This is a genomic window from Bacillus sp. UNC69MF (assembly GCF_000746035.1).
GTDB classification, from domain to species: domain Bacteria; phylum Bacillota; class Bacilli; order Bacillales; family Bacillaceae; genus Bacillus; species Bacillus velezensis.
The window spans coordinates 319556-345668 of the sequence record NZ_KN050798.1; the positions used below are offsets into that span (position 1 = coordinate 319556).

Sequence of the window (26113 nt, forward strand, 5' to 3'; positions counted from 1 at the left end):
GCGCACCGGAAGACGGCTGCCTGTTTTGTTATATGTTTTTCTTCATGCCGCATCTCCGGCATTCCCTCAAAAATTTTCCGCCCTTCACTGAGCTTTTAAACAGCGTGTAGTCGCAATTGTCACATCGGCCGCTGTGAACATCAGGATATTCATTGAACTCATAAATGACCGAAGTATCGTATCCTTTTGTCTCGAACTCTTTTTTTGTTTCCATGATTGAAAATCCCTCCGCGAATCAAATCGTTCTGCCCGGTTAATGATACAGCAACTGCACGGGGGATTCAACGGGAGCATAGCTTGATTTTCCCGGCTGATTGCGTAACAATAATAGAAATAAATGACGGCCTGCCATAGGGCGCCCGGCATCTGAAGGGAAGAAGAAAACAGCGATGGGAAAAGGATTGAACGGGAAACGGATTGCCATCGGCGGTTCGCGGAAAACAGAAGAGATCACAAGATTAATAGAAAAGCAGGGCGGAACGGCGGTCGTCCGTTCCCTCCAAGGAACCGTATACCTGGCGGAGGATCAAATTGAACCCGACGTAAGAACATTTGCCGGGCAAAAAGCCGACTGGGTAATATTCACCACAGGCATCGGTACGGAAACGTTATTGTCGGTATCGGAAAAAATCGGTCTGAAAGAAGAATTTTTAGCGGCCGTTCATGAAGCGAAAATCGGCTGCAGAGGCTATAAAACATATGCGGCCTTAAAAAAGCTCGGCATCACGCCGCATGCCTCAGATGAAGACGGTACAACAAGAGGGCTGATCCGCTCCTTGGAACGATTTGACTTTAAAGATAAAAAAGTCATGATACAGCTTCATGGCGAAAAAGCGCCGGTCTTAACGGAGTTCCTTGAGAAAAACGGAGCGGAGGTATTCCCTGTTCTGCCGTATCAGCATATTCCGCCTGAAAGGGAGACGGTTGATAAACTGCTGGGAGAGCTGTTAAACGGAGAGGTCGATGCCGTATGTTTTACAACAGCCATTCAAGTGCGCTCTCTCTTTGATTATGCAAAAGAAAAAGGATCCACAAAAGAATTGCAGCAGGCATTCGAAAAACAAGTGCTTGCCGCCGCAGTCGGCAAAGTGACGGCTGAAGCGATCCGGGATGAAGGGGTAAAGAGGGTCCTTGCTCCGGACATTGAGCGGATGGGAGCGATGATTATTGAATTATCCCGTTACTATGAATCTCTGACCTTGTCATAGACCATCATTCAGCAGGGAAAAAAGCCTACGCTTCCCTGCTGAATTTTTTTAATTGCCAGTGTTCCGTGAAAAGGGAAGGATATGTCAAGGCGCTGAGTATGATACATGTAAGAAGAGCGGAGGCCATCGTTGTAAAAACGATCAGCAGCTGAAAGCGCACCGCCTGTATCGGATCAGCCCCCGCTAAAATCTGCCCCGTCATCATGCCGGGAAGCTGAACGAGACCCAATGTTTTCTGGCTTTCAAGCGTCGGGATCATACTGAGCTTCATACTGGACGTCAATATCTGCCGGACGGCCTGCTTAGGCGTTCCTCCGAGAGAGAGAATCAGCTGGATTTCTTCTTTCCGCAGGTCTGCTTCCGAACTGAGCCTGCTTAAAAACAGGCTTGAGAGCACCATGGAGTTTCCGATGACCATGCCGCTTATCGGAATGACATATCTTGAAGTGAACGGAATGATGTGAAGGGTCAGTAAAAGTCCCTGCGTCACGGTTTCCGCGATCGCCAGTGTCAGAAAAACGCGCCAAAATGAGCCGATCCGCATTTTTTTCCGTTTGGAGACATTGTGCGAAGCGGCCGTGAGCATGAGAAGCACCATTAATATGATAAATATCGGGTGATCACCGCGAAAAATCAATGACAGCACATAGCCGATGATGAGAAGCTGAATGACGGCCCTGACGGTTGCGACGATCATATCCTTTTCGACGCCGGCTTTAAAAGATTTAGACAGGAATAAAGCGATAATGACAAATATACTTGTCAATAACAGAGAAAGATCATTCATATCAGCACCCGCTCCCTTGTAAAAGCGCCCGGGCCTTTTCGTGTTTCGGTTCCTTAAAGAACGTTTTCGTTTCCGCGGTCTCTAAAAGCCGACCCTCAGCCATAAACCATACCGTATCGGATAACCGTTCCGCTTGTTCAAGGTTATGGGTGATCCACAGGACCGTCAGCTGTTTTTGCCGATGGAGTTTCGTAATCAGTTTCTCAATGATGAGAACGGATGACGGGTCCAGCGCCGAGGTGATTTCATCCAGCAGCAGGATGGACGGCAGTCCGGCGAGGGTTCGCGCTAATGAGAGCTTCTGCCGCTGGCCTCCGGATAATTCTTTTGCATTCCGATCCAGAAGCACGCGCGGAAGGTCTGTAAAATCTGCGAGCTCTTCAGGCGTATAGTGCTGTGCCCCGTGGAGTTTTTCTGCGAGCAGAAGGTTGTCCCGCACCGTTCCCTCGAGGACGGGAGCTGATTGAAATGCAAGGCCCGCGGTTTTTCTGAGCTCTCTGATGTCCCAGTGTCTTATTTCTTTTCCGAATACAAGCACTTCCCCTTCATCAGGTGTATTCATCAGATTGCACAGTGACAGCAATGTGCTTTTTCCCGCGCCGGAAGGGCCTATCAACGCCGTGATAGAACCTTTTTGAATATGTCCGGTTACACGGCTTAGGACATCAAAGGACGTATTGTTTTGTTCAAAGCGTTTGCCGGCTGACAGAAAAGATATTGCTGGAATTTCTTCTTTCATACAGGAGGACACCTTTCGTAAAAAAATCAGGAACCGGTGAGATTGGCTGACGTTTGCTCAGCCGTTTTCTGGTCTGTCTGCCGGGAAGCGAATGTATGCATGACCATTCCCGCAATAATAATGAACAGTCCGGCAAATGAAAGAAGTGACGGAAACGCCGCGGATAAAAAGACGATTTCGCCGATCAGTGCAAAAAGAACCTCTCCGGACTGCGTCGCTTCAACAGCAGCGAGCTTCTGCGGCTCATTCCTCACCATATCGGTGGCGCGGAAAAATAATACTGTTGCGATAACGCCAGAGCTGAGTGCGACGATAAAGGATTGGAATGACTGTCCCATTGACGGAAGCCCGTCTCTATGCCAGCCGAAAGCGGCGATCAAAAGCCAAAACGGAAGGCTTGCGAGCGTCATCCCGAGCACCCGCTGAAACGTATCGAGTTTTCCGCCGTATTGTTCCAGCATTTTGCGGTTGCCGAGCGGATAGGCAAAAGCGGCGATGACGACCGGCACCACGCTGAATAGTATCGTGCGGCCGGACAGAGAACCCGCATGCTGAAGCTGAATCAGACCGGCTCCGATCAGGATGATGACGGAAGTAACCAGCGAAATCAGCGGGATCTTTTGTCTGGCGGAAACCGGGCCCGCCGGTGAATGTTTTGTTTCGTAGAAAAACGGCGACAGAAGCACACCCGCGACAATTGTAATCTGCCACGTGCCGGCGATCAGCCAGCCCGGCCCATATGCCGCCGCAAACGTAATCGGGGCATAAAAAAGCACGAACCCGGTAAAACTCCACTTCAGCCAAAAAAACGGTTTTTTCCGGATTTCATGCCAGAGCGGCGCCCATTTTCCTTTCGCATAAACGATCAAAAATAAAAACGGAACCATAAAAAGAAAACGCAGGGAAGAGCTCCACATCCAGCTTCCGCCGGAAAGCTCCATCGCCCTGTTTAAAATAAATGTGACTGCAAAAAACAGAGATGCCAATATTCCGATCACGATGGCTTTCATTAAATCCCTCATTTTGACACATATTTTTTTATACTATACTATTCACCGGCAGGCTTCGCAATGGAATATGAGAAAATAGCGTTTTAACAAATGATGAATGGGAAACAGACATATACGGAGGTGAAAACAATGCAGAAAGAGGATATTCAAGTGCTTTATTTTGAAGATGACGGCCGCATTCCGAATAACCCGAATCTTCCGCTTGTTATTTATAAAGCGGTATTTAATGAAGAAACGGTGCAGAAAGCAGAGTCCGTCCTCAGCCGGCACGATTGGTCGAACAGCTGGACGGGCGGAGTATTTCCGTATCACCATTTTCACAGCACCACGCACGAAGTTCTTGTCGCGGTAAAAGGAAACGCGGTTTTGAGGTTCGGCGGGGAACAAGGAGCGGATGCCGTTCTTCAAACGGGGGACGCAGCGGTCATTCCGGCCGGCACCGGACATAAAAAACTGTCGGGCAGTTTTGATTTTACCGTGATCGGGGCTTATCCGGGCGGCCGGCAGTACGATACAAAAACGGAGAAAAATGATAGAACTTCAGAAGAAATCAGCCGTGTCCCCCTCCCGGAATGCGACCCCTTTACGGGAAAAACGGGCCCGCTATTAAAATTGTGGGAAAAATGACAGGGGAAAAGCGGATGGTCTGTAAAAAAATAGCCTAAAAGAAACGTTATTACACCCCCGCCATATAAATAATTTCATAAACGAAACAATTCACGTTCAAATTTTGTTCAAAAAGTGTTATTATATAAGAGTAAATCAAATTGGGGTTTTTTATGTTTGCTATTTTCAGAGAGGAAAAAGAAATTTTGACTTATTCAATTGTTTTTGTTGATATAAAAATAATACTGGATATGGCAAAGTGAAAAACTGGGTAGTAAACATTTATTTTTGTAAATGATTGTGCATGAATTCACAATCTTGCTTTTTCATGCTTTTCTGCATGAAGGGGGAAAGGCTACCCTTTCCAAAAAAATCAGCATACTGCTTATAGTAAAGGAGAATCGGATATGCCAGAAACAATCGATCAAACAAATGCATCTGTCAGCCAAGGCCAACGCGATCTTATTGATCAGCTGCTAAAACCTGAAGTTCAAGAATCACTGACTGTTTTAGTGGATCAGCTTCCAAAACTGACTGAGTTAGTAAATATTTTAACGAAGTCTTATGATTTTGCACAGTCTGTAGCGACAGACGAAGTATTGAAGAGCGATACAGTGGGTGCGCTTACAGAAATTCTTGAGCCGGTGAAAGAAACAGCGAAAGAAGTGGCGGCTACTGCGATCGAAGCAAAAGACCGCGCGGATGCAAGCAATGAAACGATCGGACTTTTCGGCCTGCTGCGCATGCTGAAAGATCCTCAAGCTCAAAAGCTGTTCCGTTTTGCTAACAGCTATCTTGAAATCATGAACGAAAAACAAAAATAATCTCAGATTCAAATTGATATAAAGGACGGAGGATATACGATGTCAAAACATATTGTCATTTTAGGCGCTGGTTACGGCGGAGTTCTTTCTGCTTTAACCGTTCGCAAACATTACAGTAAAGATGAAGCACGCGTAACCGTTGTGAACAAATACCCGACTCACCAAATCATTACGGAACTGCACCGCCTTGCAGCGGGCAACGTGTCTGAACAGGCTGTTGCTATGCCGCTTGAAAAACTTCTGAAAGGAAAAGACGTCGACATTAAAATCGCAGAAGTCAATTCTTTCTCAGTTGATAAGAAAGAAGTTGCCCTTTCTGACGGTTCTAAGCTGACTTATGACGCGCTTGTTGTCGGACTTGGTTCTGTTACGGCTTATTTCGGCATTCCTGGACTCGAAGAAAACAGCATGGTGCTGAAATCTGCGGCTGATGCCAACAAAGTATACAAACACGTGGAAGACCGTGTGCGTGAATACGCTAAAACGAAAAACGAAGCTGATGCAACAATCCTTATCGGCGGCGGCGGCTTAACAGGCGTTGAGCTTGTCGGTGAGCTTGCTGACATCATGCCGAACCTTACGAAAAAATACGGCGTAGATCCGAAAGCAATCAAACTGAAATTAGTAGAAGCAGGTCCGAAAATTCTTCCTGTTCTTCCTGATGACCTTATCGAACGCGCGACAAAAAGTCTTGAAAAACGCGGCGTTGAGTTCTTAACAGGTCTTCCTGTTACAAATGTTGAAGGAAACGTTATTGATCTGAAAGACGGTTCAAAAGTCGTTGCCAACACATTTGTATGGACAGGCGGCGTACAAGGCAACCCGTTAGTCGGCGAATCCGGCCTTGAAGTGAACCGCGGCCGTGCGACGGTTAACGATTTCTTACAATCTACTTCTCATGAAGATGTATTCGTTGTCGGAGACAGCGCTGTATACTTTGCGCCGGACGGCCGTCCGTACCCGCCGACAGCGCAAATCGCTTGGCAGATGGGTGAACTTGTCGGTTACAACCTGTTCGCTTACTTAGAAGGAAAAACGCTTGAAACATTCAAGCCTGTAAACTCTGGTACGCTTGCAAGCCTCGGACGTAAAGACGCGGTTGCCATCATCGGAGCGAACTCTACTCCGCTGAAAGGTCTTCCGGCATCTTTAATGAAAGAAGCAAGTAACGTACGTTATTTAACACATATCAAAGGATTATTCAGCCTCGCTTACTAATCCTTAAAATCACACAGAAGACATTGCCGGACTTTCTCGGCAGTGTCTTTTTTTGTATGAAAATGTTAACGGATACAATTTTCTGAAAAATAAAATAAAAATGATTGATATGTGAGAAAGAGGAAGCTAAAATAAAAAAGAACCATTTTGTTAACGTTAACATTTTTAAGAGGGAGGATGAAAGTGTGAAAGCTTTTATGGGTGATGATTTTTTACTGGATAGTACAACGGCCGTAAAGCTGTACAGGGAATACGCTGAAAACATGCCGATCATTGATTATCACTGTCACTTAAGCCCAAAGGAAATCTATGAAAATAAAACCTTCGCAACGATTACGGAGGCATGGCTTTACGGTGACCACTACAAGTGGCGGATCATGAGGGCCAACGGCATTGAAGAGCGCTGCATTACCGGAAACGCTTCAGATGAAGAGAAGTTTTTCGCCTGGGCAAAAACGGTGCCGATGGCGATAGGCAATCCGCTGTACAGCTGGACGCATTTAGAGCTGCAGCGCTGGTTCGGCATTTATGACGTATTGAATGAAAAAACGGCCGCGGCAATTTGGAAAAAAACGAATGAGCTCCTGCAGGGAGACGGGTTTGGCGCAAAGGATCTCATTCTGAAATCAAATGTCAAAGTCATTTGCACAACCGACGATCCTGCCGATGCGCTGACATACCACCAACTGTTGAAAGAAAGTGATTTTCCGGTTCAAGTGCTGCCCGGATTTCGGCCTGACAAAGGACTGGACATCAGCAGCCCGGGTTTTGCCGATTGGGTCCGTTCGCTGGAGAGCGCTTCCGGAATGGCTGTCACCACCTACCAATCGTATTTAGATGCGTTAGAATCCCGCGTCCGCTTTTTTCACAATGCCGGGGGAAGAGTGTCGGATCATGCGTTAGATCAAATGGTTTATGCCGAGACGACCGAAGAGGAAGCGGCCCGGATTTTTGCCGCCGGATTAAGCGGAGAGCATGTATCTTTTGAAGATGAAAAGAAATTCAAAACACGGACGCTGCAATATCTTTGCGGTCTTTACGCCGAACTGGACTGGGCGATGCAGTTCCATATTAACGCGTTAAGAAATACCAATACAAATAAGTTCAGCAGCCTCGGTCCTGATACGGGATATGACTCAATTAATGATGAACGTATCGCAAAACCGCTTGCCCGGCTGTTAGATTCCGCCGAAAAAAAGCGGCAATTGCCTAAAACGATTTTGTATTCTTTGAATCCGAATGACAACTATATTATCGCCAGCATGATCAACAGCTTTCAGGATGGGAAAACACCGGGGAAAATTCAATTCGGCACAGCCTGGTGGTTCAATGACACGAAAGATGGAATGCTCCAGCAAATGAAAGCGTTATCAAACATAGGCCTGTTCAGCCGTTTTATCGGGATGCTGACGGATTCAAGAAGTTTCCTGTCCTACCCCCGCCATGAATACTTCAGGCGGCTTGTCTGCACGCTGATCGGCGGCTGGGCGGAACAAGGCGAAGCGCCTTACGATATGGAGCTTTTAGGAAAGATTGTCGAGGGGATTTGTTACCGGAATGCTGAGGAATATTTCCGCTTTTAAAAAATGGAATGAAAGAGGTGGCCTATGAGTAATGTGCCTGTCGTGACAGCACCTGCGGCAAAAGTGAAGGAGCATAAGCTGAGTCTGAAAGAAAAAGTATCCTATGGTTTTGGAGATTTTGGGAACGGATTTATGTTTGATCTCGGGCAGATCTATTTGCTGAAGTTTTTCACAGATGTCGCAGGCATTCCGGCAGCGTTCGCCGGCAGTATTTTTTTGGTCAGCAAGCTGTTTGCGGCTGTGACTGATCCGATTGTCGGCTCGGCCATTGACTACAGAAAAAAGATCGGACCTCGGGGGAAATTCAGGCCGTACTTATTATTCGGAAGTATTATTCTTGCGGTCATGACCGTATTGATTTTTGTGTCACCGGACGTGAGCGTCACCTGGAAGCTTGTGTACGCCTATGCTTCTTACATGCTGTGGGGGGTCGCTTATTCTTTCGTCAATATTCCGTACGGCTCTCTCGGCGCGGCCATTACACAGGATGCGGAGGACAGAACGGCGCTTTCCGCATTCCGCCAGATCGGCTCCCTCGGCGCGCTGCTCATTACAAGTGTCATCGTCATCCCGATTCTTGTTCATTTTGATAACGTTCACATCGGCTACCCGGCAGTCATGGGAATGATGGCCGTAATCGGAATCGCGGGATTTATGATCTGCTACCGAAACTGCAAAGAAAGAATTATCGTCCGTGAAGCGCCGAAAGAAAAGCTGTCCGTCATGTCGGTTTTCAAATGCTTTATCGGCAACAAACCGCTTCTGACCGTCGTTTTCATGACGATTTTCTCAATATCGGCATATAACATTAAATCCGCTATGCTTGTTTACTTCGCCCAGTACAATCTCAACAATGCGGAGCTGATGTCCTACATGAGTTTTATCATCATCGGTTCTTCATTTTTAGGTGTTTTGTTTATGCCGAAACTCGTCAAACGTTTCGGAAAAAAGCAAACGGTGATGATCGGTTTTGCCGTCAGCGCCGCGGCTGATGCGCTGAATTTCTGTCTCCCGTCAAACGTATTTATCTTTACGGCGTTAGCGAGCATTGCTTTTATCGGGATCAGCATACCAAACGGCATTACGTGGGCGCTCGTGTCGGACATTATTGATTACGGAGAATGGAAGACGGGTGAACGGAAGGAGGCGACGACATATTCGCTTTTCAACTTCTCCAGAAAACTCGCCCAATCTTTATCAGGTTTTCTTTCAGGCATCGGGCTGAGCGTTATTGGCTATATCCCGAATGCATCTCAGACAAAAGGCACGCTGATCGGGATTAAAGGGCTTCTGCTGCTGTACCCGGCTTTCGCTTTAGCGTGCGCCATGCTGATTATCGGTTTAATGTATAAACTGACGGACCGGCAGCATGCCGAGCTCGTTCAGGACTTACATCATGCAAAACCTTAACTTTAGTGATTTTATGGACTGTCCGTTAATGGTACAATAGAAATAAATGCCAGCATACAGAAAGAAAGGAAAAACGATGGTAACCATAAAAGATATCGCAAAACTCGCCAACGTATCCCACACAACCGTATCCCGGGCACTTAACGGCAGCCCCTACATTAAAGAGCATACAAAACAGAAAATATTAGAGCTCGCTTCACAGCTGAATTACACACCGAATGTAAATGCAAAAAGCCTTGCCATGCAAAAGTCCCATACGATCGGACTGTTTTTTACAAGCATCACAAACGGAACCTCACACAGCTTTTTTTCCGATACCATCAAAGGTGTAAACCGCACAATCAGTGAGGAATACAATTTGTTCGTCCGCGCGATTGACGACCTGAAAAGCTTTGAAACCATTACGCCCATGAGATATGACGGAATCATTTTAATGAGCCAAAGCGACAGTGATAATTCATTTATTTATTATATCCGCGAGAAAAACATCCCGCTTGTTGTGCTGAACCGGGACATTGATGACCGGAGCATCACGAATATCCTGTCAAACGATAAAGAAGGCTCCAGACAGGCGGTCGACTGCCTGATCGCAAACGGACACAGAGATATTGCGATCATTGAGGGAAAGGAAGGATTCAGGTCAACTTCTCAGCGGAAAGAAGGCTATTTGACATCTTTAATTGATCATTCTATCCCGATTAAGCATGAATACAGTGTAAAAGGCCGCTATGATATGGAAAGCGGCAGTCAGGCGATGGAAAAACTCTTGGCGCTTCAATCACCTCCTACGGCTGTTTTTTGTTCAAACGATGATATGGCGATCGGGGCGATGAACGCCATTTTCGCCAAAGGCCTGAACGTTCCGGAAGATATATCCGTTATCGGGTTTGATGACATCGGCATTTCCCAATACATGACGCCGAGGCTTTCGACAGTAAAACGCCCGGTTGAAAACATCAGCATACTCGGCGCAGAGAAGATTTTGGCGCTAATCGCCGACCCGGATACGGCGGCGGAAAAAATATATGAAAACACCGAGGTGATCATAAGAGATTCCATTAAAAAACTCACATAACGGCCCGTCTGAATATCCGGGTTTTCACACGGAGAAATGTTAACGTGTGCATAAATACAGAAGGAGGCGGACAGCTTGCAGCAGCTGAATAAAAAGATGTGCGGCGAATACATTCAATATCCTGAAAAAGTCCTTCAGTTCGGTGAAGGCAACTTTTTGCGGGCTTTCGCTGACTGGCAGATCGATCAATTGAATCAATTGACGGATTTTAACGGAAGCGTTGTCGCCGTACAGCCGAGAGGCTCTGAGAAAATCAAACGTTTAAACGAGCAGGACGGTTTATTTACGCTTTTTTTGCAGGGGATAAAGGACGGAAAACCGGCTGAAGAACACATGATCGTCAAATCCATCAGCCGCGGCATTGATCTTTTTTCTGACTATGATTCCTTTAAACGGCTGGCAGCACAAGATGAGCTTCGTTTTATCATTTCCAATACGACAGAAGCGGGAATCACGTTTGAGAAAGGCGACCGGCTTGAGGATAGACCTCAAAAAACATTCCCCGGGAAATTAGCGGCGTTCCTTTATTTCCGCTATAAGGCATTTGCGGGTGACGCCGAGAAAGGGTGCATTGTGCTTCCATGTGAACTGGTCGAAGAAAACGGACGGAAACTGAAGGCAGCCGTGCTTCAATATGCCGGGCTGTGGGAGCTGGAACCTGGTTTTACTCAATGGATTCATGACGCGAACATCTTCTGCAATACCCTCGTGGATCGGATTGTTCCCGGATTTCCTGTTGATACCGCGGAAGAACTTACCGATTTTCTCGGATACGAAGACCGTCTGCTTGTGGTTGGTGAGCATTATTATTTGTGGGTGATAGAAGGGCCGGAACAGCTTCAGAATGAGCTTCCTTTTGCTGAGGCCGGGCTGAACGCACTGATCACGTCTGACCTTACGTCTTACAGGACAAAAAAGATGAGAATCTTAAACGGCGCTCACACGGCATTGGCGCCAGTGGCTTTACTATACGGACTGCAAACCGTCCGGGAAGCGGCTGAGCACGAGGTGACGGGCAGATTCATTGAAGAGCTGATCAATGAAGAAATCCTCCCTGTGCTGCAAATGGAGGGTGTCATCCAATACGCGGCAGATGTGTTACAGCGGTTTAAAAACCCTTATATCCACCATTATCTGCAAAGCATTACCCTTAACGCCGCCGCGAAATTCAAAACAAGAAACCTGCCGACGCTGAAGGCTTATATCGAACAGGAGGGCCGGCTACCTGAGAAGCTGGTATTTTCGTTCAGCGCCATGATCTATTCATACTGGAACGGACCGAACAAACCGGCAGACGGCGAGGAGGTTCTTAACCGTTTTCAAATGGCGCGGTCCCGTTGCAAAGATGATATGTTTCAAGCGGCATCTGCCATATTAGGAGAAGAGCGATTGTGGGGGGAGAATCTGAATCATCTTCCGGGGCTGACTGAACGAACGGCTTTTTTTCTGTCTGTCATTCATAAGCGGGGTATGAAGCATGCGTTACATGAATGCTGCGGAAAAAAGGGGGAAGTGAAATGAAAGAGGTCATAAAAATCCATAAAAACGATAACGTGCTTCTCGCCATGCGCCATTTTAACAAAGGGGAGCGGCTGCATACAGACGGACTGACGATTGAAGTGAAGGATCCTGTAAAGCGGGGGCATAAAATCGCGCTGCAAACCATTGAAGAAAACGGCAGCATCATTAAATACGGTTTTTCAATCGGGCGTGCGACAAGGCGGATTTCGGCCGGCGAGCATATTCATACCCATAATCTGCAAACAAATTTATCCGATGTGCAAGAATACACGTATTCACCGCGCTTCGAGGACAATCCTTTTACAAATGAGAACCGGACATTTAAAGGCTACAGAAGAGAAAATGGTACATCCGGCGTCCGGAATGAACTGTGGATCGTGCCTACAGTCGGCTGCGTAAACGGCGTCGCTGAGAAAATCCTGCAGCGCTTCGTAAAAGAGGCGAAAGACATTGCGCCCTTTGACAATGTGCTGGTTTTAAAGCACCAATACGGCTGCTCCCAGCTTGGCGATGATCATGAGAATACGAAACAAATGCTGATGAACGCCATCCGTCATCCAAATGCTGGCGGTGTGCTGGTTTTAGGGCTCGGCTGTGAAAATAATGAGCTTGCGGCGATTAAGGAAACGCTTTCTGAAGTGAATGGAGATCGGGTGAAATTTCTCGAATCACAAGCTGTCACAGATGAAATTGAAGCGGGTACTGCGCTTCTTAAAGAGATACACCTTGCGGCAAAGGGAGATAAACGTGAGGAGATTCCGCTGTCAGAATTGAGCATCGGATTGAAATGCGGCGGGTCGGACGGTTTTTCCGGCATCACCGCAAACCCTTTATTAGGGAGATTTTCAGATTACTTGATTGCACAGGGAGGGAGCACGGTCTTAACGGAGGTGCCTGAGATGTTCGGCGCTGAGACGATTCTCATGCAGCGTGCGGCGAGTGAAGAAGTGTTTCATAAAACAGTCCGATTGATCAATGATTTCAAGCAATATTTTATGAAGCATGAGCAGCCGATTTATGAAAACCCGTCACCAGGGAATAAGGAAGGCGGCATTTCAACGCTCGAAGACAAGTCGCTCGGCTGCACCCAAAAAGCCGGTCTTGCACCGGTTTCTGATGTGCTGACATACGGTGAAACACTGAAAACAAAGGGATTGACACTGCTCAGTGCGCCCGGCAATGATTTAATCGCTTCTTCAGCGCTCGCCGCGGCGGGCTGTCACATCGTTTTGTTTACAACCGGAAGAGGCACGCCGTTCGGCACATTTGTCCCGACTGTGAAAGTATCAACAAATACCGATTTATCTCAATCAAAGCCTCATTGGATTGATTACAACGCGGGCAGATTGGCGGAAGACCAAACAACAGAAGATCACATTGTAAGAGATTTTATTCAATACATTATTAAAGTTGCAAGCGGAGAATTCGTCAATAACGAAAAAAACGATTTTCGGGAGCTTGCAATTTTTAAGTCCGGTGTGACATTATAAGGGAAAAGGCGATCTGACAACAGACCGCCTTTTCGAGTTGACTTATCGTTTTGCCCCTTGATGAATTGTGAGTATCTATAAGTTATAATAATGGAATGGTGCCTTACATAAAGGAGATTTTTATAATATATATAATTATTATGGAAGATTGATTTTCAGTCACATATTTCAGAGGGGGTCCTAATGAATAACATTTTATATATTGAAGATGACCAAGAAATTGGCCAATTTGTAAAAGGTGATTTAGAAGATCGGGGCTATATGATTATATGGCTCACTTCTTCCTATAATTACGAAACATATATAGAAAAGGCTGATCTGATCGTGCTTGATATAATGATGCCCGGTTTAGACGGATTTACAATCGGTCAAAGGATGAAAAAAACACATCCGCAGATCCCGCTCTTGCTTTTAACAGCCAGAACGGGTCTGGAAGATAAGCTGAAAGGCTTAGGATTTGCGGATGATTACGTGACAAAGCCCTTTCATCCCGATGAACTGGCTGCTCGAATCGAAGTATTATTAAGAAGATTTGACAAGACTGCCATTCATGAATTGAAGCTAAAACACTTAAGTGTTCACTTGAAAGAAAAAAGAATTTTAAATCATCAAAGTCATGAGGAAATATTTTTAACTGATAAGCAGTTAAGGATTTTTTTGCTTTTGCTTAGACATCCCAATCAAATATTAACAAAGGAACAAATTTATGAAAATATTTGGGAACAGCCTTATATCGAAGGGGATAAGACGTTGATGGTACATATCCGGCATTTACGGCAAAAAATCGAGATCAATCCAAATGAGCCGGAAATTCTTGAAACAATCAGAGGGATTGGATACAGGATCAAACAATGAAATTATCAACCAAATACCTTATTAATATCGTTGCCTCAATTTTGTTTTTTCCGATAGCCTTTTTAGGCGTGAATTTTCTATACTATGTCACATTAACATACTTGATTGATCACCAAGGGCAAGTACACTATGAACCAAACAAGTTGGAAAGTGATTGGAAGTCTGATGTGGAAGATTTTTCAGGGAAATCCAATCGGGAAATTACGTCTGCTTTCCCGCACATGAAGCAATATAAACACTCTGATATTGTATGGATAAATGATAAGGGAAAGGTGATGTTTTCTAACTCAGAACGGTTGGCCAAAAAGGGTGAGGTTATTCACCTTAGCGAATTGATTAAAATGATAGAACAAAACGAAAAGAAATATTTATTGCTGAGTGCTTATGTAAATGGGAGTGAAGATAGCGGATATGCATTTTTAGAAACTCCGCGCTCAATTATAGGATCTCAATGGGAGGTTATGAGGGCTAAGTATTCCTATATATGGTTTATCGCCTTGATTTTTGTCTGTTCACTTTTTGTGATTAATTCATGGATGTTTTTTGCGAAAATACAAAAAAGGTTAATTTCTTTGGGGTATCATATGAAAAAACAAGATAATGACGGCATACCGGAATTTGTAACAGTTAAACAGAAGGATGAACTGGGCCAAGTGGAATATTCATTCAACCAGATGGTTGAGGAACTAAGGAACAGCAGACAAAAAGAGCGCGAAGAAGGCGAAATCCGAAAAAACTTGATTGCTGATTTATCTCATGATTTAAGGACCCCTCTTACGGTTATAAGAGGGCATACATTTACATTAAAGAATGAAATAAGCAGTGAAAATGGAAAGCATTCTTTAGGGATCATAAACGATAAAATAACGTTTATGGGCGAACTGATTGACAATTTGTCATCATTTTCTCTTCTTGCCGCAGGTAAATTGCCGCTTCATAAAAAGAGTTGTGACATATTAAAGATAATACGTTCTTCGTTAACAGCTTGGTATCCGATTTTTGAGAAAGAGCACTTTACAATAGATATTGATCTGAAGGAAAACATCGTATGGGAAATAGACGAGACTTGGTTGAAGAGAATTCTTGATAACATTTTTCAAAATGTTTTGCGCCATGCTCATTCAGGAAAATACGTTTCCGTACAGACAAAGCTAATTGAAAACAAACCCGTAATCATAATTGAGGATAGGGGCCCGGGAATGAATAATAAATCTGAAAGAAAAGGCGCCGGGATTGGCTTATCGATCATTAATATGATGCTTAAACAAATGGGGCTTGAACATAAAATAAAGAGCAATCAAAACGGAACGATTTTTATAATTTATCCAAACAGCAGTGAATACGTGAAGCCGTAGAGGCTTCACGTATTTTTTATGTTGAGAAATTTAAACGCAAATTAACCTTGATTATATCTTCTTTTTAACCTCGTAAGTTTATATTATAAACAGAACAAGACGGAAAGGAATGATGAAAAGTGGGAAAGGCTGATCCAGCTTTAATATCCAAAGGTATCAATGTTTCTATAAAAAAGAAAGAAATTTTACATGATATAAATTTAACATTGGAAAAAGGAAAAATATATGGTTTATTAGGTCCCAACGGTGCAGGAAAAACGACATTGCTTAAAGTTCTTTTAGGCATATTTCCTCCAACTTCAGGTGAAGTGATTTTTGAGGGAAATAACTTATATCGCAATCCAAATAATGATGTGATTCAGTCTATCGGAAGTATTATAGAATTTCCTGGCTTTTATGAAAATTTGACTCTTTTTGAGAATATTAAATTACATCTTAACTATTTAAAAAGATCAGCTTCTGATGAAGAAATAAATGAGATTTTAGGAAAGGTTGGACTTTTTGAACATAAAGATAAGCTGTTTTCGCAAACTTCATTAGGAATGAAACAGAGGCTGGGAATTGCCAGAGCAGTTGCGCATGCTCCTGCATTGCTTTTGCTGGATGAGCCGACGAACGGTTTAGATCCATATGGTATTAAAGAAGTACGTGAAATGCTGATCCAAGAAGTAATGAAAAATGGAACCACAGTCGTTATCTCAAGTCACCTTTTAAGTGAGATTAATCTCATGGCCGATGAATTGCTTATTATGAATAAGGGGGAGATTATTTTCGAGTCAGCCTTTATGAAAAATACGCAACATCTTTATTTATACAAAATTCCAGCTGAAGCGAGTATTAATTGGGCGGATATTGAGAAATTTGCGGATCATGTTATTTCAAGGAATAAACAGCAATTCGAGTTTATTTCAGTAATTCATCCGTCGGAAATGAAAGAGAAATTAAATTCTTGTGGATTTAACAAGGAATCTATTGACGGATTTAAGCTATCTTTGGAAGATCTTTATTTAAAACTGCTGGCAAAGGAGAAAGGTCATGAGTCTGTTAGTGCGTAACGAGTTTCTAAAACTTAAAAGACTGAAATCAATTTATGTTATTTTCTTTCTAAGCTTTTTGCCATTTCTCATAAACGGAATCGGTCTTTTGGCTATGAACGAAAATACAGATTGGAACAAATTTTATATGTTTGTTTTTAATCAGTATTCGATCCTTTTTCCAACTGTTATTTTTATTTTTTCAGGTTTTTATTTTTATTTAGAATTTAAAAACAGGACAATGCTGAATTGGATGTCATATCCGTATCATAAATTCAAATTGATATTATCAAAGCTAGCTGCAGCTTTTCTATTTTTGTTTTTAATTTCAGCTGTTAATCATATTATTCACTTATCCACCTTGTTTTTCTTTTTTCGGGAAGATGTCTCAGCAAGCGACTTATTAAGATTAATAGCGACATCTTTTACTTCTACTACTTTGAGCCTGCTAACCATTCCGATTGCAGCTTTAATTGCTTTCTTAAGTAAAAATATAGTGGTTGTCATGATAACCGGTGTAGCTTCCTTTTTAATAATGACGATACTGTTAGCAAGTGATGTCTCAATAGTCTTTCCTTTTTCTTTTATTTATCGTTTCAGTATTCAAATTTTTGAAAGTAATATGGGATATTCCGATTCAATTCTTTTAGTTTGGGGATTACTGATTATGGGGCTGTATGTTTTGGTGTCCTTATCAGGATTATACGTATATTCGAAAAAAAACAGAATGTAAATGGAGGATGAGTATAAATGGAGCAAGTTATTTTTGTGATTTCAATGCTCGCTTTAGGAGTTACACTGGTTACCTTTTTCGGAATGATTTTGAATGACGGATTAAGAGGAGTACTAAACTTTTCAAGAAAACCTGTAAAATTTATGACTGGATCATTTCTGGTATACATTGTTGCCTTTGCTGTTTATATTTTAATAAGTGTAAAGTAACTTTTTCATTTTAAGGGGATTCAAAGGGATTCCCTTATTTTCCTTAGTAAGGGGCTTGGATACAAATGAAAGATAATTGGGTGAAGCTTAATATGGAGCAGTTTGCAAGGGCTTTTGTTTTCTCCTTATTATTGTTATTTATGCTTTTGCTTATAACAGACAGCCAATTACAGTTTAAACAGTATAGTCTATTTTTTGTTCTAAGTATATTCGGCAGTAGTTGTTTATGCTTTACCTATGATGACAGAAATAAGACATATCTTCGCAGCCTGTTCCGTTTTTCAGAATTATGCCAAGAGGGATCCGATGCAGATCAATTGATAAAAGAACTAACCAATGAAATACAAAGTGTGTTTTCAGGAAAGCAGATTGCTCTTATAAACTTTGACAAAAAAACATTAAAATTGAAAGGAAATCACATTCAGGTTCCTAACATAAACATTTCAAATTTTAAAATAGGAGAAATACGTGAAACCGCCAGCGGATCAATTCTGTTTATCGGGGAGAAGTGTGATACATTTGTTTTTATTCATTTATCACATAAAGGACACCCTATAAAGATTCGTGAAAACGAAGCAGATTGGCTGCGAATGCTGGCATTCTGCACAGCATCTGCACTTCAGAACAAATTATTAATTCAAAAAAAAATTGATGAAATTATCATAGACAATCAACATAAATGTAAGTCGGCTGTACTTTCTAAGGTTTTATTTTCTATTTCAGAAATAGAGAGAACCAAGCTTGCACAGGATATTCATGACTCTATCATTCAAGAGCTGATATTTGTATGCAGAGAATTAGAGTATCATGTTGAGAAATACAAGGATATTTATTACATAAGAGAAATTTTGCTGGGCAATATCCAGTATATAAGAGAAAAATGTTTTGATTTAAGACCACCTTTTTTAATGGAGATGGGACTTCTGCGAAGCATTCAAGTCCTGATTGATAAACATAAAAGCAACTATCAGCTTGATATTGAATTCTTTGTAGATGTAAAAGATGATTCTATTTTTACAGAAGATATCACAATAAACATTTACCGGATTGTTCAAGAATTGCTTACTAATGCTGTAAAACACTCAAAAGCCAGTTATATTGTTTTGACGATGATTCAAAAACAAACAAGTCTTATGTTTGTTTACGAAGATAATGGAATCGGCATTGATTGGAATAAAGTAAATTCAAAAACAAACAGTTTTGGGCTGACAGGGATCAAAGAGCGTATAAATTGTATGAATGGAATTCATAATATATCTTCAGGCGTAAATGAAGGATTGCTGTTAAGGTTTGAAATAAGTACGAAAAATGAATAGGGAGCGCTGACATGATAAAGATTCTATTAATTGATGATCATATTGGTGTTGCTCAAGGGACAAAAGCCATTCTTGAAAAAAGCAATAAAATGGGAGTAACAATATTGTCTTGCTGTAAAGAAGTACTTAATCACCTTAAGCATTACGAGTATGACTTACTTTTACTTGATTTATATATGCCGGAGTTAAATGGAATGGAATTGTCAAAAATGATTCTTAGAGAGAGTCCCGATCAAAAAATTATAATTTATACTGGTTTTGATATCTCTGTCCATTTCAATCTTTTGGTTGAAGTTGGTGTTTCCGGGTTCATAAGTAAGTCTTCAACAGAAGAGCATATGATAAAAGTAATTGAAAGTGTCATTGAGGGAGATACCATTATTCCTACTCATCTCTTTAAACAATTAAGAAGAACAGAAGCAAATACGTTCAACATTGATAAGCTTGAAGATAGAATAAGAGATATTACTTTAAATGAAAGAGAACAAGATATCTTAGCGGGCGTAGCGGAGGGAATGACAAACCGGGAATTATCAGCAAAGCTGTTGATCAGTCAAAGAGCGGTTGAATACATTCTTACTGGTGTGTACAACAAGCTCGGAGTAAAATCCAGAACAGAGGCACTGATCAAAGCAAATCGATATTCATTAATTTCTATGAAAACTATATATGAGTAAGTGAATCGGGATTAACGGAACAGTTAATCCCGATTTTCTTTATAACTTATACTTCGGAAACGCGCAAAAAAAAAGCGCTTTTCCGAATATGACTTTTCGGTGCCTATAGGTAAAAGATCGTTTATCATAGATTTATAGAAATATATGGATTCAAATCCAATATATTTCAAAAACTCAAGGGGAGGAATATTAATGAATGAGAAAATGTATCGTTTTGCCGGTGATTTAAGAGAAGAACTTGAGGAAATTTCTTTAAATGAAATCAGCGGAGGAGGAGGCGCAGAACAGCGGGGGATTTCTCAAGGAAATGATGGTAAGCTTTGTACGTTAACTTGGGAATGCGGTCTTTGTCCTACTCACACTTGCTGGTGTTAAAACAAATCCGAAAATAAGAAAATAGATTTCCAATGCTCTGGGAGATCCAGCTGTCTCCCTCTTTTTTAAAAGGAGATGAATATTAAATGAATTCGCTAACTAATATTCTATTAAGTAAAGAAAAAAAAGCTGCTGTCTCTCAATTTGATGAAAATGAGAATCTGTTTGATCAAAACTTAGAATTAATCTATAAGAATGATATTCAAATGGCCCAGGAAAGCATTCATAATGTGTTATCCATTCAATCAATTGATAAAGTGAAAAACTTATATCAAACCCCCCTACATAAATCCGCTTTTACAGTTCATGTTTTCGAAAACCTAAAAAAAGGGATCGCTCACCAAGCTATTAAAAAAGAAGACGTAAATGAAGAAATCATGTTTCACGTTTTTGCGTTAAAAGTGTCCTCTTACTTCAATGATCTACTTAAAAAATCAAAGTTTCCTTCTTATGACTATCTGCTGGAACAACCGGCTCTTTTTCATCATAGTATTTCAAATCAATTAGAAAAAATTATTTTAAAAGTATCCTATAGAACACTTGTATTGGATATGAATATGAATCGGGAAAAAGGTTTTTTGGCAGGGGAGACTCCTAAAGAAAAATATGGTTATTATAATAAAACTCTTTTGTGCAGTCCGGAGTATCTTAAAAGCTTTTTTCAACAATATCCAGTCTTATTAAGAGTGATCGGAAACGAACTGAGAAAATTTAAAAAATTCATATTGGAATTTATCTCGCGTTTTGAAAAGGACCAGCCTGAACTGCTCTCTTTATTTGGTTTTTCAGAACAAGTCAAATTAAGGGATATTGAAGTAGGAATGGGTGATTCTCATTCTGATGGTAGAAAGGTTACTAAAATAACATTAAATGAAGGCAAGCTTATTTATAAGCCGAGAAGTTTAGAAATTGATCTATTATATAAAAAGATAATTGAATTTTTGAATGAGAAAATTAGAGATCATGATATAAAATTGAGTACTCCGAATGTGCTTAGCAGAGACGGATATGGATGGACTGAATTTATATCTTTTAAAGCTTGCAATTGTCTAAAAGATATTCAAAACTTTTATCAGCGTACAGGAGCTCAAATCGGTTTGTTATATGCATTGAAAGCCGTTGATTTTCATTCGGAAAATCTCATTGCCAACGGGAGCTATCCAGTTCTCATTGATTTGGAATCCTTATTTCATCCTGCATACCAGAAAAAAAAGGATGGGATGGACGCTTATGAAAAAGCTGAAACGCAGCTTCATGAATCTGTCAGAGCATTAGGACTGCTTCCTTTCTTCTTTGGGGGCAAAGCCGACATCAGCGGAATAGGCCGGAAAGGGAAAGCAAAGTCGATCATTAAAGTTCCTCAGCTTATCAATTTAAAGACAGCAGAAATGTCGGTCAAACGAGACTATGTCGAAATTGATACAGCTAATAATCACCCTATGCTTGAGAATAAATTTGTATATGCAAAAGATTATGTCGAAGAACTGAAGCAAGGTTTTTCAAAAGCATATATGACTATATTAAAACATGCTTCGGAACTGATCCGCATAATAGAAAAGAGCGAAAATAAGATATATGTTCGGTTTATATCAAAACCGACAATAAAGTATTCTGCTTTATTAGAATTAAGTTTTCATCCTAGATTTTTACACAACTCTATTGATAGAGAAATTTTCTTATCAAAAATATGGGAGAGACCAAAGCCAGAAGATGAATATCAATCCATTGTTAAATATGAGTTCAACGATTTAATCAATAATGATATACCTTATTTCAAAGTGAAATTGAATGAGAAAGACTTACTAAGCTCAAAAAATAAGAAAATTGAAAATTACTTTCCGAAAACACCAGCTCAAAGTGTAAAAGAAAGAATTTTAAATTTATCAAAAGACGATTTAAAGTTTCAGCTCTATGTTATCGAACTGTCCATGCTTGCTTCGGAGGATGACCGGCAAATTGTTTTGAAAGAATTTATAACAAAAGAACCAGGACAATATGTAAATGTTTTCAGTAGTAACCAAGAAAGTATCTTAATAGAAAAAGCAGAGGAATTGGCCGCTTATATTTATAATCAATCTTACAAAGCACACACAGATAAAGGAAGTTCGTATTCTTGGCTTAACGCTACTCCTATTGGAGTCGATGAAATTCAATGGAACTTGTCTGTTATGGGTGATACCTTTTACGACGGGCTTTCCGGGATGGCTTTTACCTACTTGGCTTTATGGCGTGTCACGAAAAAAGAAAAATATCTGGACATAGCCGAAAAAATTATGAAAGATGTCATCTCTCGTTTTATTGATATTGAGATGAAACCGGACGAAGACAGCACTATGTCTGTAGGTGCTTTTTCCGGAGTGTCTTCAATTGTATATACTTTAATGAATTTCTATATGTATACTAAACGCGAAAAATATAAACAGGATGCAAAACAAATCGCTCAGCTTATTCCATCTTTGCTTCCTTATGATAAAGAATTGGATATAATCGGGGGCACAGCGGGGGCTCTTATTGTAATGGTACGTTCGTTTGAAATAGAGAATGATACATTCTTTTTATCATTGGCTGAACAATGCGGTTCATTCTTAATGAAACAAGCGACCTTTCTTGATGGGAATCTTGTCACTTGGGAAGGTATTGCAAATAAGCCTTTAACGGGTTTTTCTCATGGAAACGCTGGAATGATATATGCCCTTCAATTACTCGAGAAACATTCAAAACATCAAGATATAAGTATGTACATTCGAAAAGGACTTGCTTTTGAAAATTCAAAAAAAGTAAACGGTAACTGGCTTGATCTGAGAAAACCGGTAAATGAAGCTGCAACATCTGCATGGTGCCATGGATCCCCTGGAATTCTATTAAGCAGATTAGAATTGAAAGATTCAAAACACCCTGATATTGCCGAAGAGGCCAAAAAAGATCTGAATAAAGCCGTTTCTAACATTTTTTATGACGGTTTTGGCCGAGAGCAAAGCCTTTGTCACGGGGACATGGGGAATGCTTTAATATTGATCGAGTATGGAAAAAAGACTGGCGAAAGTCAATTTGTAAATATCGGAAAAAACTTGATTTTGGAAAGTGTACAAGACAAAAATATAGGTTTCTACCAATGCGGAGTGGGAAGGGATGTTGAAACGCCTAATTTAATGCTTGGTTTGGCGGGAATCGTATATGGAATGCTGTATGCAGCAGACGTGAAATTGCCGAATATTCTTAATCTTGAAATAGGATGTGTGGATACATTAGGAGACTTTTATGAAAATTAGAAAAAGAAAACTTCCGGTTATTCTTCAAAGAAATCAATTTGATTGCGGTATTACTTGTTTAGCCATGGTTTTGAGCAGGGCAGAGGGAATAAAAATCAATCCTAACAAATTAAAATTAAATAAAGAAATTATCGGAAGAGACGGCACTGATTTAATTGAAATGAAAAAGATTTCTGAAACATTCGATTATGAATTTAAAGCATTCAGCACAGACAATATAACGCAGCTTAAAGAGTTAAATAAAAACCATCCGCTAATTGTTCATTGGAATCATAATCATTTTGTAGTTGTCGACGCATTTGGCACAGATAGCGTTAAAATTATAGACCCTTCGTCCGGCAGACTGACAATCACATTAGAAGAGTTCAAAACCTTCTATAATGGCATTTCTATTATGTTAATCAGAAAGAACGAACGAGAGAGAAAGGATAAGTCTGCTTCGTCATTAAAAGATGTGTCTTCATTTAGAAAGATCGGAAAATATCTTTTGAAAGATAAAAAAATATTGGGGTTTATTATAAGTTTCACTTTTATTTTTCAAGCATTAAACTTAATGACCCCTTTTTTGACTCAATATATTATTGATTCATTTATTGACGGGAATGAGAAAAGTCTTCCCATACCAATGCTTTTTATGATTGTTATTGTTTCAATTGTATTATTCTTTAGTCTGTCCTTAATCAGAATGAAATTTATTATCAAACTGCAATTAAAAATTAATAAGAGTATGACTGATAAAATAATTCATAAAATATTCAGTCTTCCATTAAAGTTTTTTGAGGCGAATACCGCTGGGGATATTTCAACTAGAATCCATAACATTGCTGTGATTCGTGAAGTCATTTCCAGGTTAGCGTCTACTTTGATATTAGATATCAGTCTTATATTTGTATTTTTCATAGTCATGTTTGTTTATTCCCCGATTTTAGCTTTTATAGTTTTATTGGGAGCAGGTATACAGGTGATGAGTACTAAAATTTTACTTCCGAAAATTGAAATGTTCACAAAACAGGAAGTAAATAGTCAATCAAATTTTCAGAGCCAGCTAATTGAAATTTTAAGATCCATGACGTTTATAAAAACAATAGGAGAGACAAGGAATATTGAAAGCCAATTAAATTATAACTTTAATCATCAACTAGATTATTTCTCAAAAAGAATGAATTATTCATCCTTACTGGGTGCGGTCTCCAATGCAATCAATCTATCTTTGCCATTACTTATTTTAATTGTGGGTACCTGGTCAGCAGCATCTATAGGCCTTACGCTAGGCGCGGTAATTGCCTTTTCTAACATTGCCGGACGGTTTATGTCTCCGTTGGGATCAATTATCGGCAGTTTAGAGTCTATTAAATTAGTTGAAGAAATGGTAGACAGGGTTGAGGCTGTACTGGATGAAAAAGATGAGGAAGTCAATGATAAAAGCAATGAACTATTTAACCCGGCCGCTCATAATATCAGCTTGAAAAATATTGATTTCAGCTACAACGGAAACGATTATATTTTGAATAATATAAATTTAATGATCCGGCCGAAAGAAAAAATCACATTAATCGGAAAAACCGGAAGCGGAAAGTCTACTTTGATTAAAATCATTGCCGGCCTTTATCAAAAAACAGCAGGAGAAATTTGCTACGGTGAATTCAAAATAGAGGACGTTAATATGGTTAAGCTGAGAGAAACGTTAGGTTATATTGTTCAAGATGTCAATCTGTTTAATGACACTATTATAAATAACATAAAATATTTCAATGAAAAAATAACAATGGAAGAAGTTGTACAAGCTGCAAAAGAAGCATGTATTCATGAGGATATTATAAAAATGCCCATGGGTTATCATACCATGATTGGAGAAAACGGTATTACTTTATCAGGTGGACAGCGGCAGAGAATTTCAATAGCCAGAGTATTAGCGAAAAATCCGCAAATTCTTTTTATAGATGAAGGAACAAGCAATTTGGATAAGGATACAGAATTAAAAATATTAAATAACATTTACAAAAAGGATATCACTGTAATTTCTATTACTCATAGAACCGAATGGCTCGAATTTTCCGAATCTGTCTACGAGATTGAAAATGGAAACTTAAAGACCATTAAGGCCAAATATGAATCGCAGCTGCAGCAGACTTATTAACTTGAAAGGAGGTGAGATATGAAATATGAAAAAGAACTTCAGCGCGTTGTATGAAACATCAGAACAAGAATTAAAAGAGCTTGTTGGAGGGCAAAACTCAGTATCAATAACAACATATCCAATCACAAATCATATTTGTCCAACTATCACAGTAGGCTGCGCATGTCCGCAAAGGCAAGTATAAAAAACAAATCGGGGGGATTTTTAATGAAAAAAGAATTTTTAGCATTGGAACTAATGACTGAGGAAGAATTAAAAGAATTGGCGGGGGGATCGGAAGCAACTCCAATGACCGTAACACCGACAACTATCACAATACCAATCTCTTTAGCAGGCTGTCCTACAACTAAATGTGCGTCTATTGTCAGTCCATGTAACGACTGAAATTTATAAAAAACTCAAACAATAGGAGGAATTAACATGAAAAAAGATTTTCAAGCACTGACTCCAATGACTGAAGAAGAATTAAAAAACCTTGCAGGGGGATCAGATGCAACCCCGATGACCGTAACGCCGACAACCATCACAATACCAATCTCTTTAGCAGGCTGTCCGACGACAAAGTGTGCGTCCATTGTCAGTCCATGTAACGACTAAACATATCCGAAAAAGAATATGTATATGCGTACATATTCTTTTTCTTTTGTCAAAGACAGTCAAGAATATATAAGGAAGTGATAAA

The 26113-nt window shown here is 40.6% G+C and carries 25 protein-coding genes; 21 read left to right on the plus strand and 4 right to left on the minus strand.

Annotated elements, in window-relative coordinates:
- Window positions 1-28: 28 nt before the first annotated feature.
- Window positions 29-214, minus strand: a complete 186-nt coding sequence (locus BR62_RS0113860) for a DUF8096 family protein (protein ID WP_003154919.1) — start codon at window positions 212-214, stop codon at window positions 29-31.
- 175 nt (window positions 215-389) lie between these two features.
- Here BR62_RS0113860 and BR62_RS0113865 point away from each other — a divergent pair, with 175 nt between their 5' ends.
- On the plus strand, window positions 390-1208 hold the full coding sequence (locus tag BR62_RS0113865) for a uroporphyrinogen-III synthase (protein WP_032871243.1): 819 nt from the start codon (window positions 390-392) through the stop codon (window positions 1206-1208).
- Window positions 1209-1233: 25 nt separating this feature from the next.
- Here the strand turns inward: BR62_RS0113865 and BR62_RS0113870 are convergent, their stop codons facing one another.
- The 3 genes from BR62_RS0113870 to BR62_RS0113880 are packed head-to-tail and all read right to left on the minus strand — an operon-like array spanning window position 1234 to window position 3744.
- Window positions 1234-1995 (minus strand): ABC transporter permease, encoded by a 762-nt coding sequence (locus BR62_RS0113870; RefSeq protein ID WP_015239663.1) that lies wholly within the window; start codon window positions 1993-1995, stop codon window positions 1234-1236.
- Between the two features lies 1 nt (window position 1996).
- Window positions 1997-2734 (minus strand): ABC transporter ATP-binding protein, encoded by a 738-nt coding sequence (locus BR62_RS0113875; RefSeq protein WP_025284590.1) that lies wholly within the window; start codon window positions 2732-2734, stop codon window positions 1997-1999.
- A 26-nt stretch (window positions 2735-2760) separates the two neighbouring features.
- Window positions 2761-3744 carry a DMT family transporter gene (locus BR62_RS0113880; RefSeq protein WP_032871245.1) on the minus strand — a complete coding sequence of 328 codons (984 nt, stop codon included), beginning with the start codon at window positions 3742-3744 and terminating at the stop codon, window positions 2761-2763.
- 129 nt (window positions 3745-3873) lie between these two features.
- Here BR62_RS0113880 and BR62_RS0113885 point away from each other — a divergent pair, with 129 nt between their 5' ends.
- From BR62_RS0113885 to BR62_RS19740, 20 genes are all read left to right on the plus strand, one after another.
- Entirely contained in the window at window positions 3874-4371 is a 498-nt protein-coding gene (locus BR62_RS0113885; RefSeq protein ID WP_025284592.1) for a cupin domain-containing protein, read from the plus strand.
- Between the two features lie 386 nt (window positions 4372-4757).
- Window positions 4758-5174, plus strand: a complete 417-nt coding sequence (locus BR62_RS0113890) for a DUF1641 domain-containing protein (RefSeq protein WP_003154908.1) — start codon at window positions 4758-4760, stop codon at window positions 5172-5174.
- A 39-nt stretch (window positions 5175-5213) separates the two neighbouring features.
- Window positions 5214-6392, plus strand: a complete 1179-nt coding sequence (locus BR62_RS0113895) for an NAD(P)/FAD-dependent oxidoreductase (RefSeq protein WP_012117352.1) — start codon at window positions 5214-5216, stop codon at window positions 6390-6392.
- A 185-nt stretch (window positions 6393-6577) separates the two neighbouring features.
- Window positions 6578-7975 carry a glucuronate isomerase gene (gene uxaC, locus BR62_RS0113900; protein WP_095352218.1) on the plus strand — a complete coding sequence of 466 codons (1398 nt, stop codon included), beginning with the start codon at window positions 6578-6580 and terminating at the stop codon, window positions 7973-7975.
- A 24-nt stretch (window positions 7976-7999) separates the two neighbouring features.
- Window positions 8000-9385, plus strand: coding sequence for an MFS transporter (locus tag BR62_RS0113905; RefSeq protein WP_032871247.1), 1386 nt, complete (start codon window positions 8000-8002; stop codon window positions 9383-9385).
- A 76-nt stretch (window positions 9386-9461) separates the two neighbouring features.
- Window positions 9462-10460 (plus strand): LacI family DNA-binding transcriptional regulator, encoded by a 999-nt coding sequence (locus tag BR62_RS0113910; RefSeq protein ID WP_032871248.1) that lies wholly within the window; start codon window positions 9462-9464, stop codon window positions 10458-10460.
- Between the two features lie 75 nt (window positions 10461-10535).
- Entirely contained in the window at window positions 10536-11981 is a 1446-nt protein-coding gene (locus tag BR62_RS0113915) for a tagaturonate reductase (RefSeq protein ID WP_032871250.1), read from the plus strand.
- Window positions 11978-13471, plus strand: a complete 1494-nt coding sequence (locus BR62_RS0113920; RefSeq protein WP_032871252.1) for a UxaA family hydrolase — start codon at window positions 11978-11980, stop codon at window positions 13469-13471. The genes BR62_RS0113915 and BR62_RS0113920 overlap by 4 nt, the downstream gene beginning before the upstream one ends.
- Window positions 13472-13654: 183 nt before the next feature.
- Entirely contained in the window at window positions 13655-14326 is a 672-nt protein-coding gene (locus BR62_RS0113925; RefSeq protein ID WP_015417275.1) for a response regulator transcription factor, read from the plus strand.
- Entirely contained in the window at window positions 14323-15681 is a 1359-nt protein-coding gene (locus BR62_RS0113930; RefSeq protein ID WP_025284598.1) for a HAMP domain-containing sensor histidine kinase, read from the plus strand. The genes BR62_RS0113925 and BR62_RS0113930 overlap by 4 nt, the downstream gene beginning before the upstream one ends.
- 119 nt (window positions 15682-15800) lie before the next feature.
- Window positions 15801-16736 carry an ABC transporter ATP-binding protein gene (locus tag BR62_RS0113935; RefSeq protein WP_081906120.1) on the plus strand — a complete coding sequence of 312 codons (936 nt, stop codon included), beginning with the start codon at window positions 15801-15803 and terminating at the stop codon, window positions 16734-16736.
- Window positions 16717-17448 carry an ABC transporter permease gene (locus BR62_RS0113940; protein WP_032871255.1) on the plus strand — a complete coding sequence of 244 codons (732 nt, stop codon included), beginning with the start codon at window positions 16717-16719 and terminating at the stop codon, window positions 17446-17448. Before BR62_RS0113935 ends, BR62_RS0113940 begins: the two co-directional genes overlap by 20 nt.
- 17 nt (window positions 17449-17465) lie before the next feature.
- Window positions 17466-17657, plus strand: a complete 192-nt coding sequence (locus tag BR62_RS0113945; protein WP_003154894.1) for a hypothetical protein — start codon at window positions 17466-17468, stop codon at window positions 17655-17657.
- A 65-nt stretch (window positions 17658-17722) separates the two neighbouring features.
- A complete protein-coding gene (locus BR62_RS0113950) occupies window positions 17723-18973 on the plus strand; it encodes a sensor histidine kinase (RefSeq protein WP_032871257.1) in 1251 nt (416 codons plus the stop codon).
- An 11-nt stretch (window positions 18974-18984) separates the two neighbouring features.
- The gene (locus tag BR62_RS0113955) at window positions 18985-19650 is read left to right on the plus strand and encodes a response regulator (RefSeq protein ID WP_032871259.1); all 666 of its coding nucleotides are present in this window, start codon (window positions 18985-18987) and stop codon (window positions 19648-19650) included.
- A 192-nt stretch (window positions 19651-19842) separates the two neighbouring features.
- Entirely contained in the window at window positions 19843-20025 is a 183-nt protein-coding gene (locus BR62_RS0113960) for a plantaricin C family lantibiotic (RefSeq protein ID WP_032871261.1), read from the plus strand.
- Window positions 20026-20111: 86 nt separating this feature from the next.
- A complete protein-coding gene (locus BR62_RS0113965; protein WP_032871263.1) occupies window positions 20112-23294 on the plus strand; it encodes a type 2 lanthipeptide synthetase LanM family protein in 3183 nt (1060 codons plus the stop codon).
- The gene (locus BR62_RS0113970) at window positions 23284-25431 is read left to right on the plus strand and encodes a peptidase domain-containing ABC transporter (protein ID WP_032871265.1); all 2148 of its coding nucleotides are present in this window, start codon (window positions 23284-23286) and stop codon (window positions 25429-25431) included. The genes BR62_RS0113965 and BR62_RS0113970 overlap by 11 nt, the downstream gene beginning before the upstream one ends.
- Before the next feature lie 207 nt (window positions 25432-25638).
- A complete protein-coding gene (locus BR62_RS19735) occupies window positions 25639-25815 on the plus strand; it encodes a class II lanthipeptide, LchA2/BrtA2 family (protein WP_017417595.1) in 177 nt (58 codons plus the stop codon).
- Between the two features lie 36 nt (window positions 25816-25851).
- Entirely contained in the window at window positions 25852-26028 is a 177-nt protein-coding gene (locus tag BR62_RS19740; protein WP_017417596.1) for a class II lanthipeptide, LchA2/BrtA2 family, read from the plus strand.
- Window positions 26029-26113: the final 85 nt, after the last annotated feature.

Coding starts and splice junctions, on each gene's coding strand:
- BR62_RS0113860 (WP_003154919.1), bottom strand. CDS start 214: ATGGAAACAAAAAAAGAGTTCGAGACAAAAGGATACGATACTTCGGTC.
- BR62_RS0113925 (WP_015417275.1), top strand. CDS start 13,655: ATGAATAACATTTTATATATTGAAGATGACCAAGAAATTGGCCAATTT.
- BR62_RS0113970 (WP_032871265.1), top strand. CDS start 23,284: ATGAAAATTAGAAAAAGAAAACTTCCGGTTATTCTTCAAAGAAATCAA.
- BR62_RS0113885 (WP_025284592.1), top strand. CDS start 3,874: ATGCAGAAAGAGGATATTCAAGTGCTTTATTTTGAAGATGACGGCCGC.
- BR62_RS19740 (WP_017417596.1), top strand. CDS start 25,852: ATGAAAAAAGATTTTCAAGCACTGACTCCAATGACTGAAGAAGAATTA.
- BR62_RS0113960 (WP_032871261.1), top strand. CDS start 19,843: ATGAATGAGAAAATGTATCGTTTTGCCGGTGATTTAAGAGAAGAACTT.
- BR62_RS0113895 (WP_012117352.1), top strand. CDS start 5,214: ATGTCAAAACATATTGTCATTTTAGGCGCTGGTTACGGCGGAGTTCTT.
- BR62_RS0113945 (WP_003154894.1), top strand. CDS start 17,466: ATGGAGCAAGTTATTTTTGTGATTTCAATGCTCGCTTTAGGAGTTACA.
- BR62_RS0113880 (WP_032871245.1), bottom strand. CDS start 3,744: ATGAAAGCCATCGTGATCGGAATATTGGCATCTCTGTTTTTTGCAGTC.
- BR62_RS0113930 (WP_025284598.1), top strand. CDS start 14,323: ATGAAATTATCAACCAAATACCTTATTAATATCGTTGCCTCAATTTTG.
- BR62_RS0113965 (WP_032871263.1), top strand. CDS start 20,112: ATGAATTCGCTAACTAATATTCTATTAAGTAAAGAAAAAAAAGCTGCT.
- BR62_RS0113950 (WP_032871257.1), top strand. CDS start 17,723: ATGAAAGATAATTGGGTGAAGCTTAATATGGAGCAGTTTGCAAGGGCT.
- BR62_RS0113890 (WP_003154908.1), top strand. CDS start 4,758: ATGCCAGAAACAATCGATCAAACAAATGCATCTGTCAGCCAAGGCCAA.
- BR62_RS0113865 (WP_032871243.1), top strand. CDS start 390: ATGGGAAAAGGATTGAACGGGAAACGGATTGCCATCGGCGGTTCGCGG.
- BR62_RS0113940 (WP_032871255.1), top strand. CDS start 16,717: ATGAGTCTGTTAGTGCGTAACGAGTTTCTAAAACTTAAAAGACTGAAA.
- BR62_RS0113920 (WP_032871252.1), top strand. CDS start 11,978: ATGAAAGAGGTCATAAAAATCCATAAAAACGATAACGTGCTTCTCGCC.
- BR62_RS0113905 (WP_032871247.1), top strand. CDS start 8,000: ATGAGTAATGTGCCTGTCGTGACAGCACCTGCGGCAAAAGTGAAGGAG.
- BR62_RS0113955 (WP_032871259.1), top strand. CDS start 18,985: ATGATAAAGATTCTATTAATTGATGATCATATTGGTGTTGCTCAAGGG.
- BR62_RS0113870 (WP_015239663.1), bottom strand. CDS start 1,995: ATGAATGATCTTTCTCTGTTATTGACAAGTATATTTGTCATTATCGCT.
- BR62_RS0113875 (WP_025284590.1), bottom strand. CDS start 2,734: ATGAAAGAAGAAATTCCAGCAATATCTTTTCTGTCAGCCGGCAAACGC.
- BR62_RS19735 (WP_017417595.1), top strand. CDS start 25,639: ATGAAAAAAGAATTTTTAGCATTGGAACTAATGACTGAGGAAGAATTA.
- BR62_RS0113910 (WP_032871248.1), top strand. CDS start 9,462: ATGGTAACCATAAAAGATATCGCAAAACTCGCCAACGTATCCCACACA.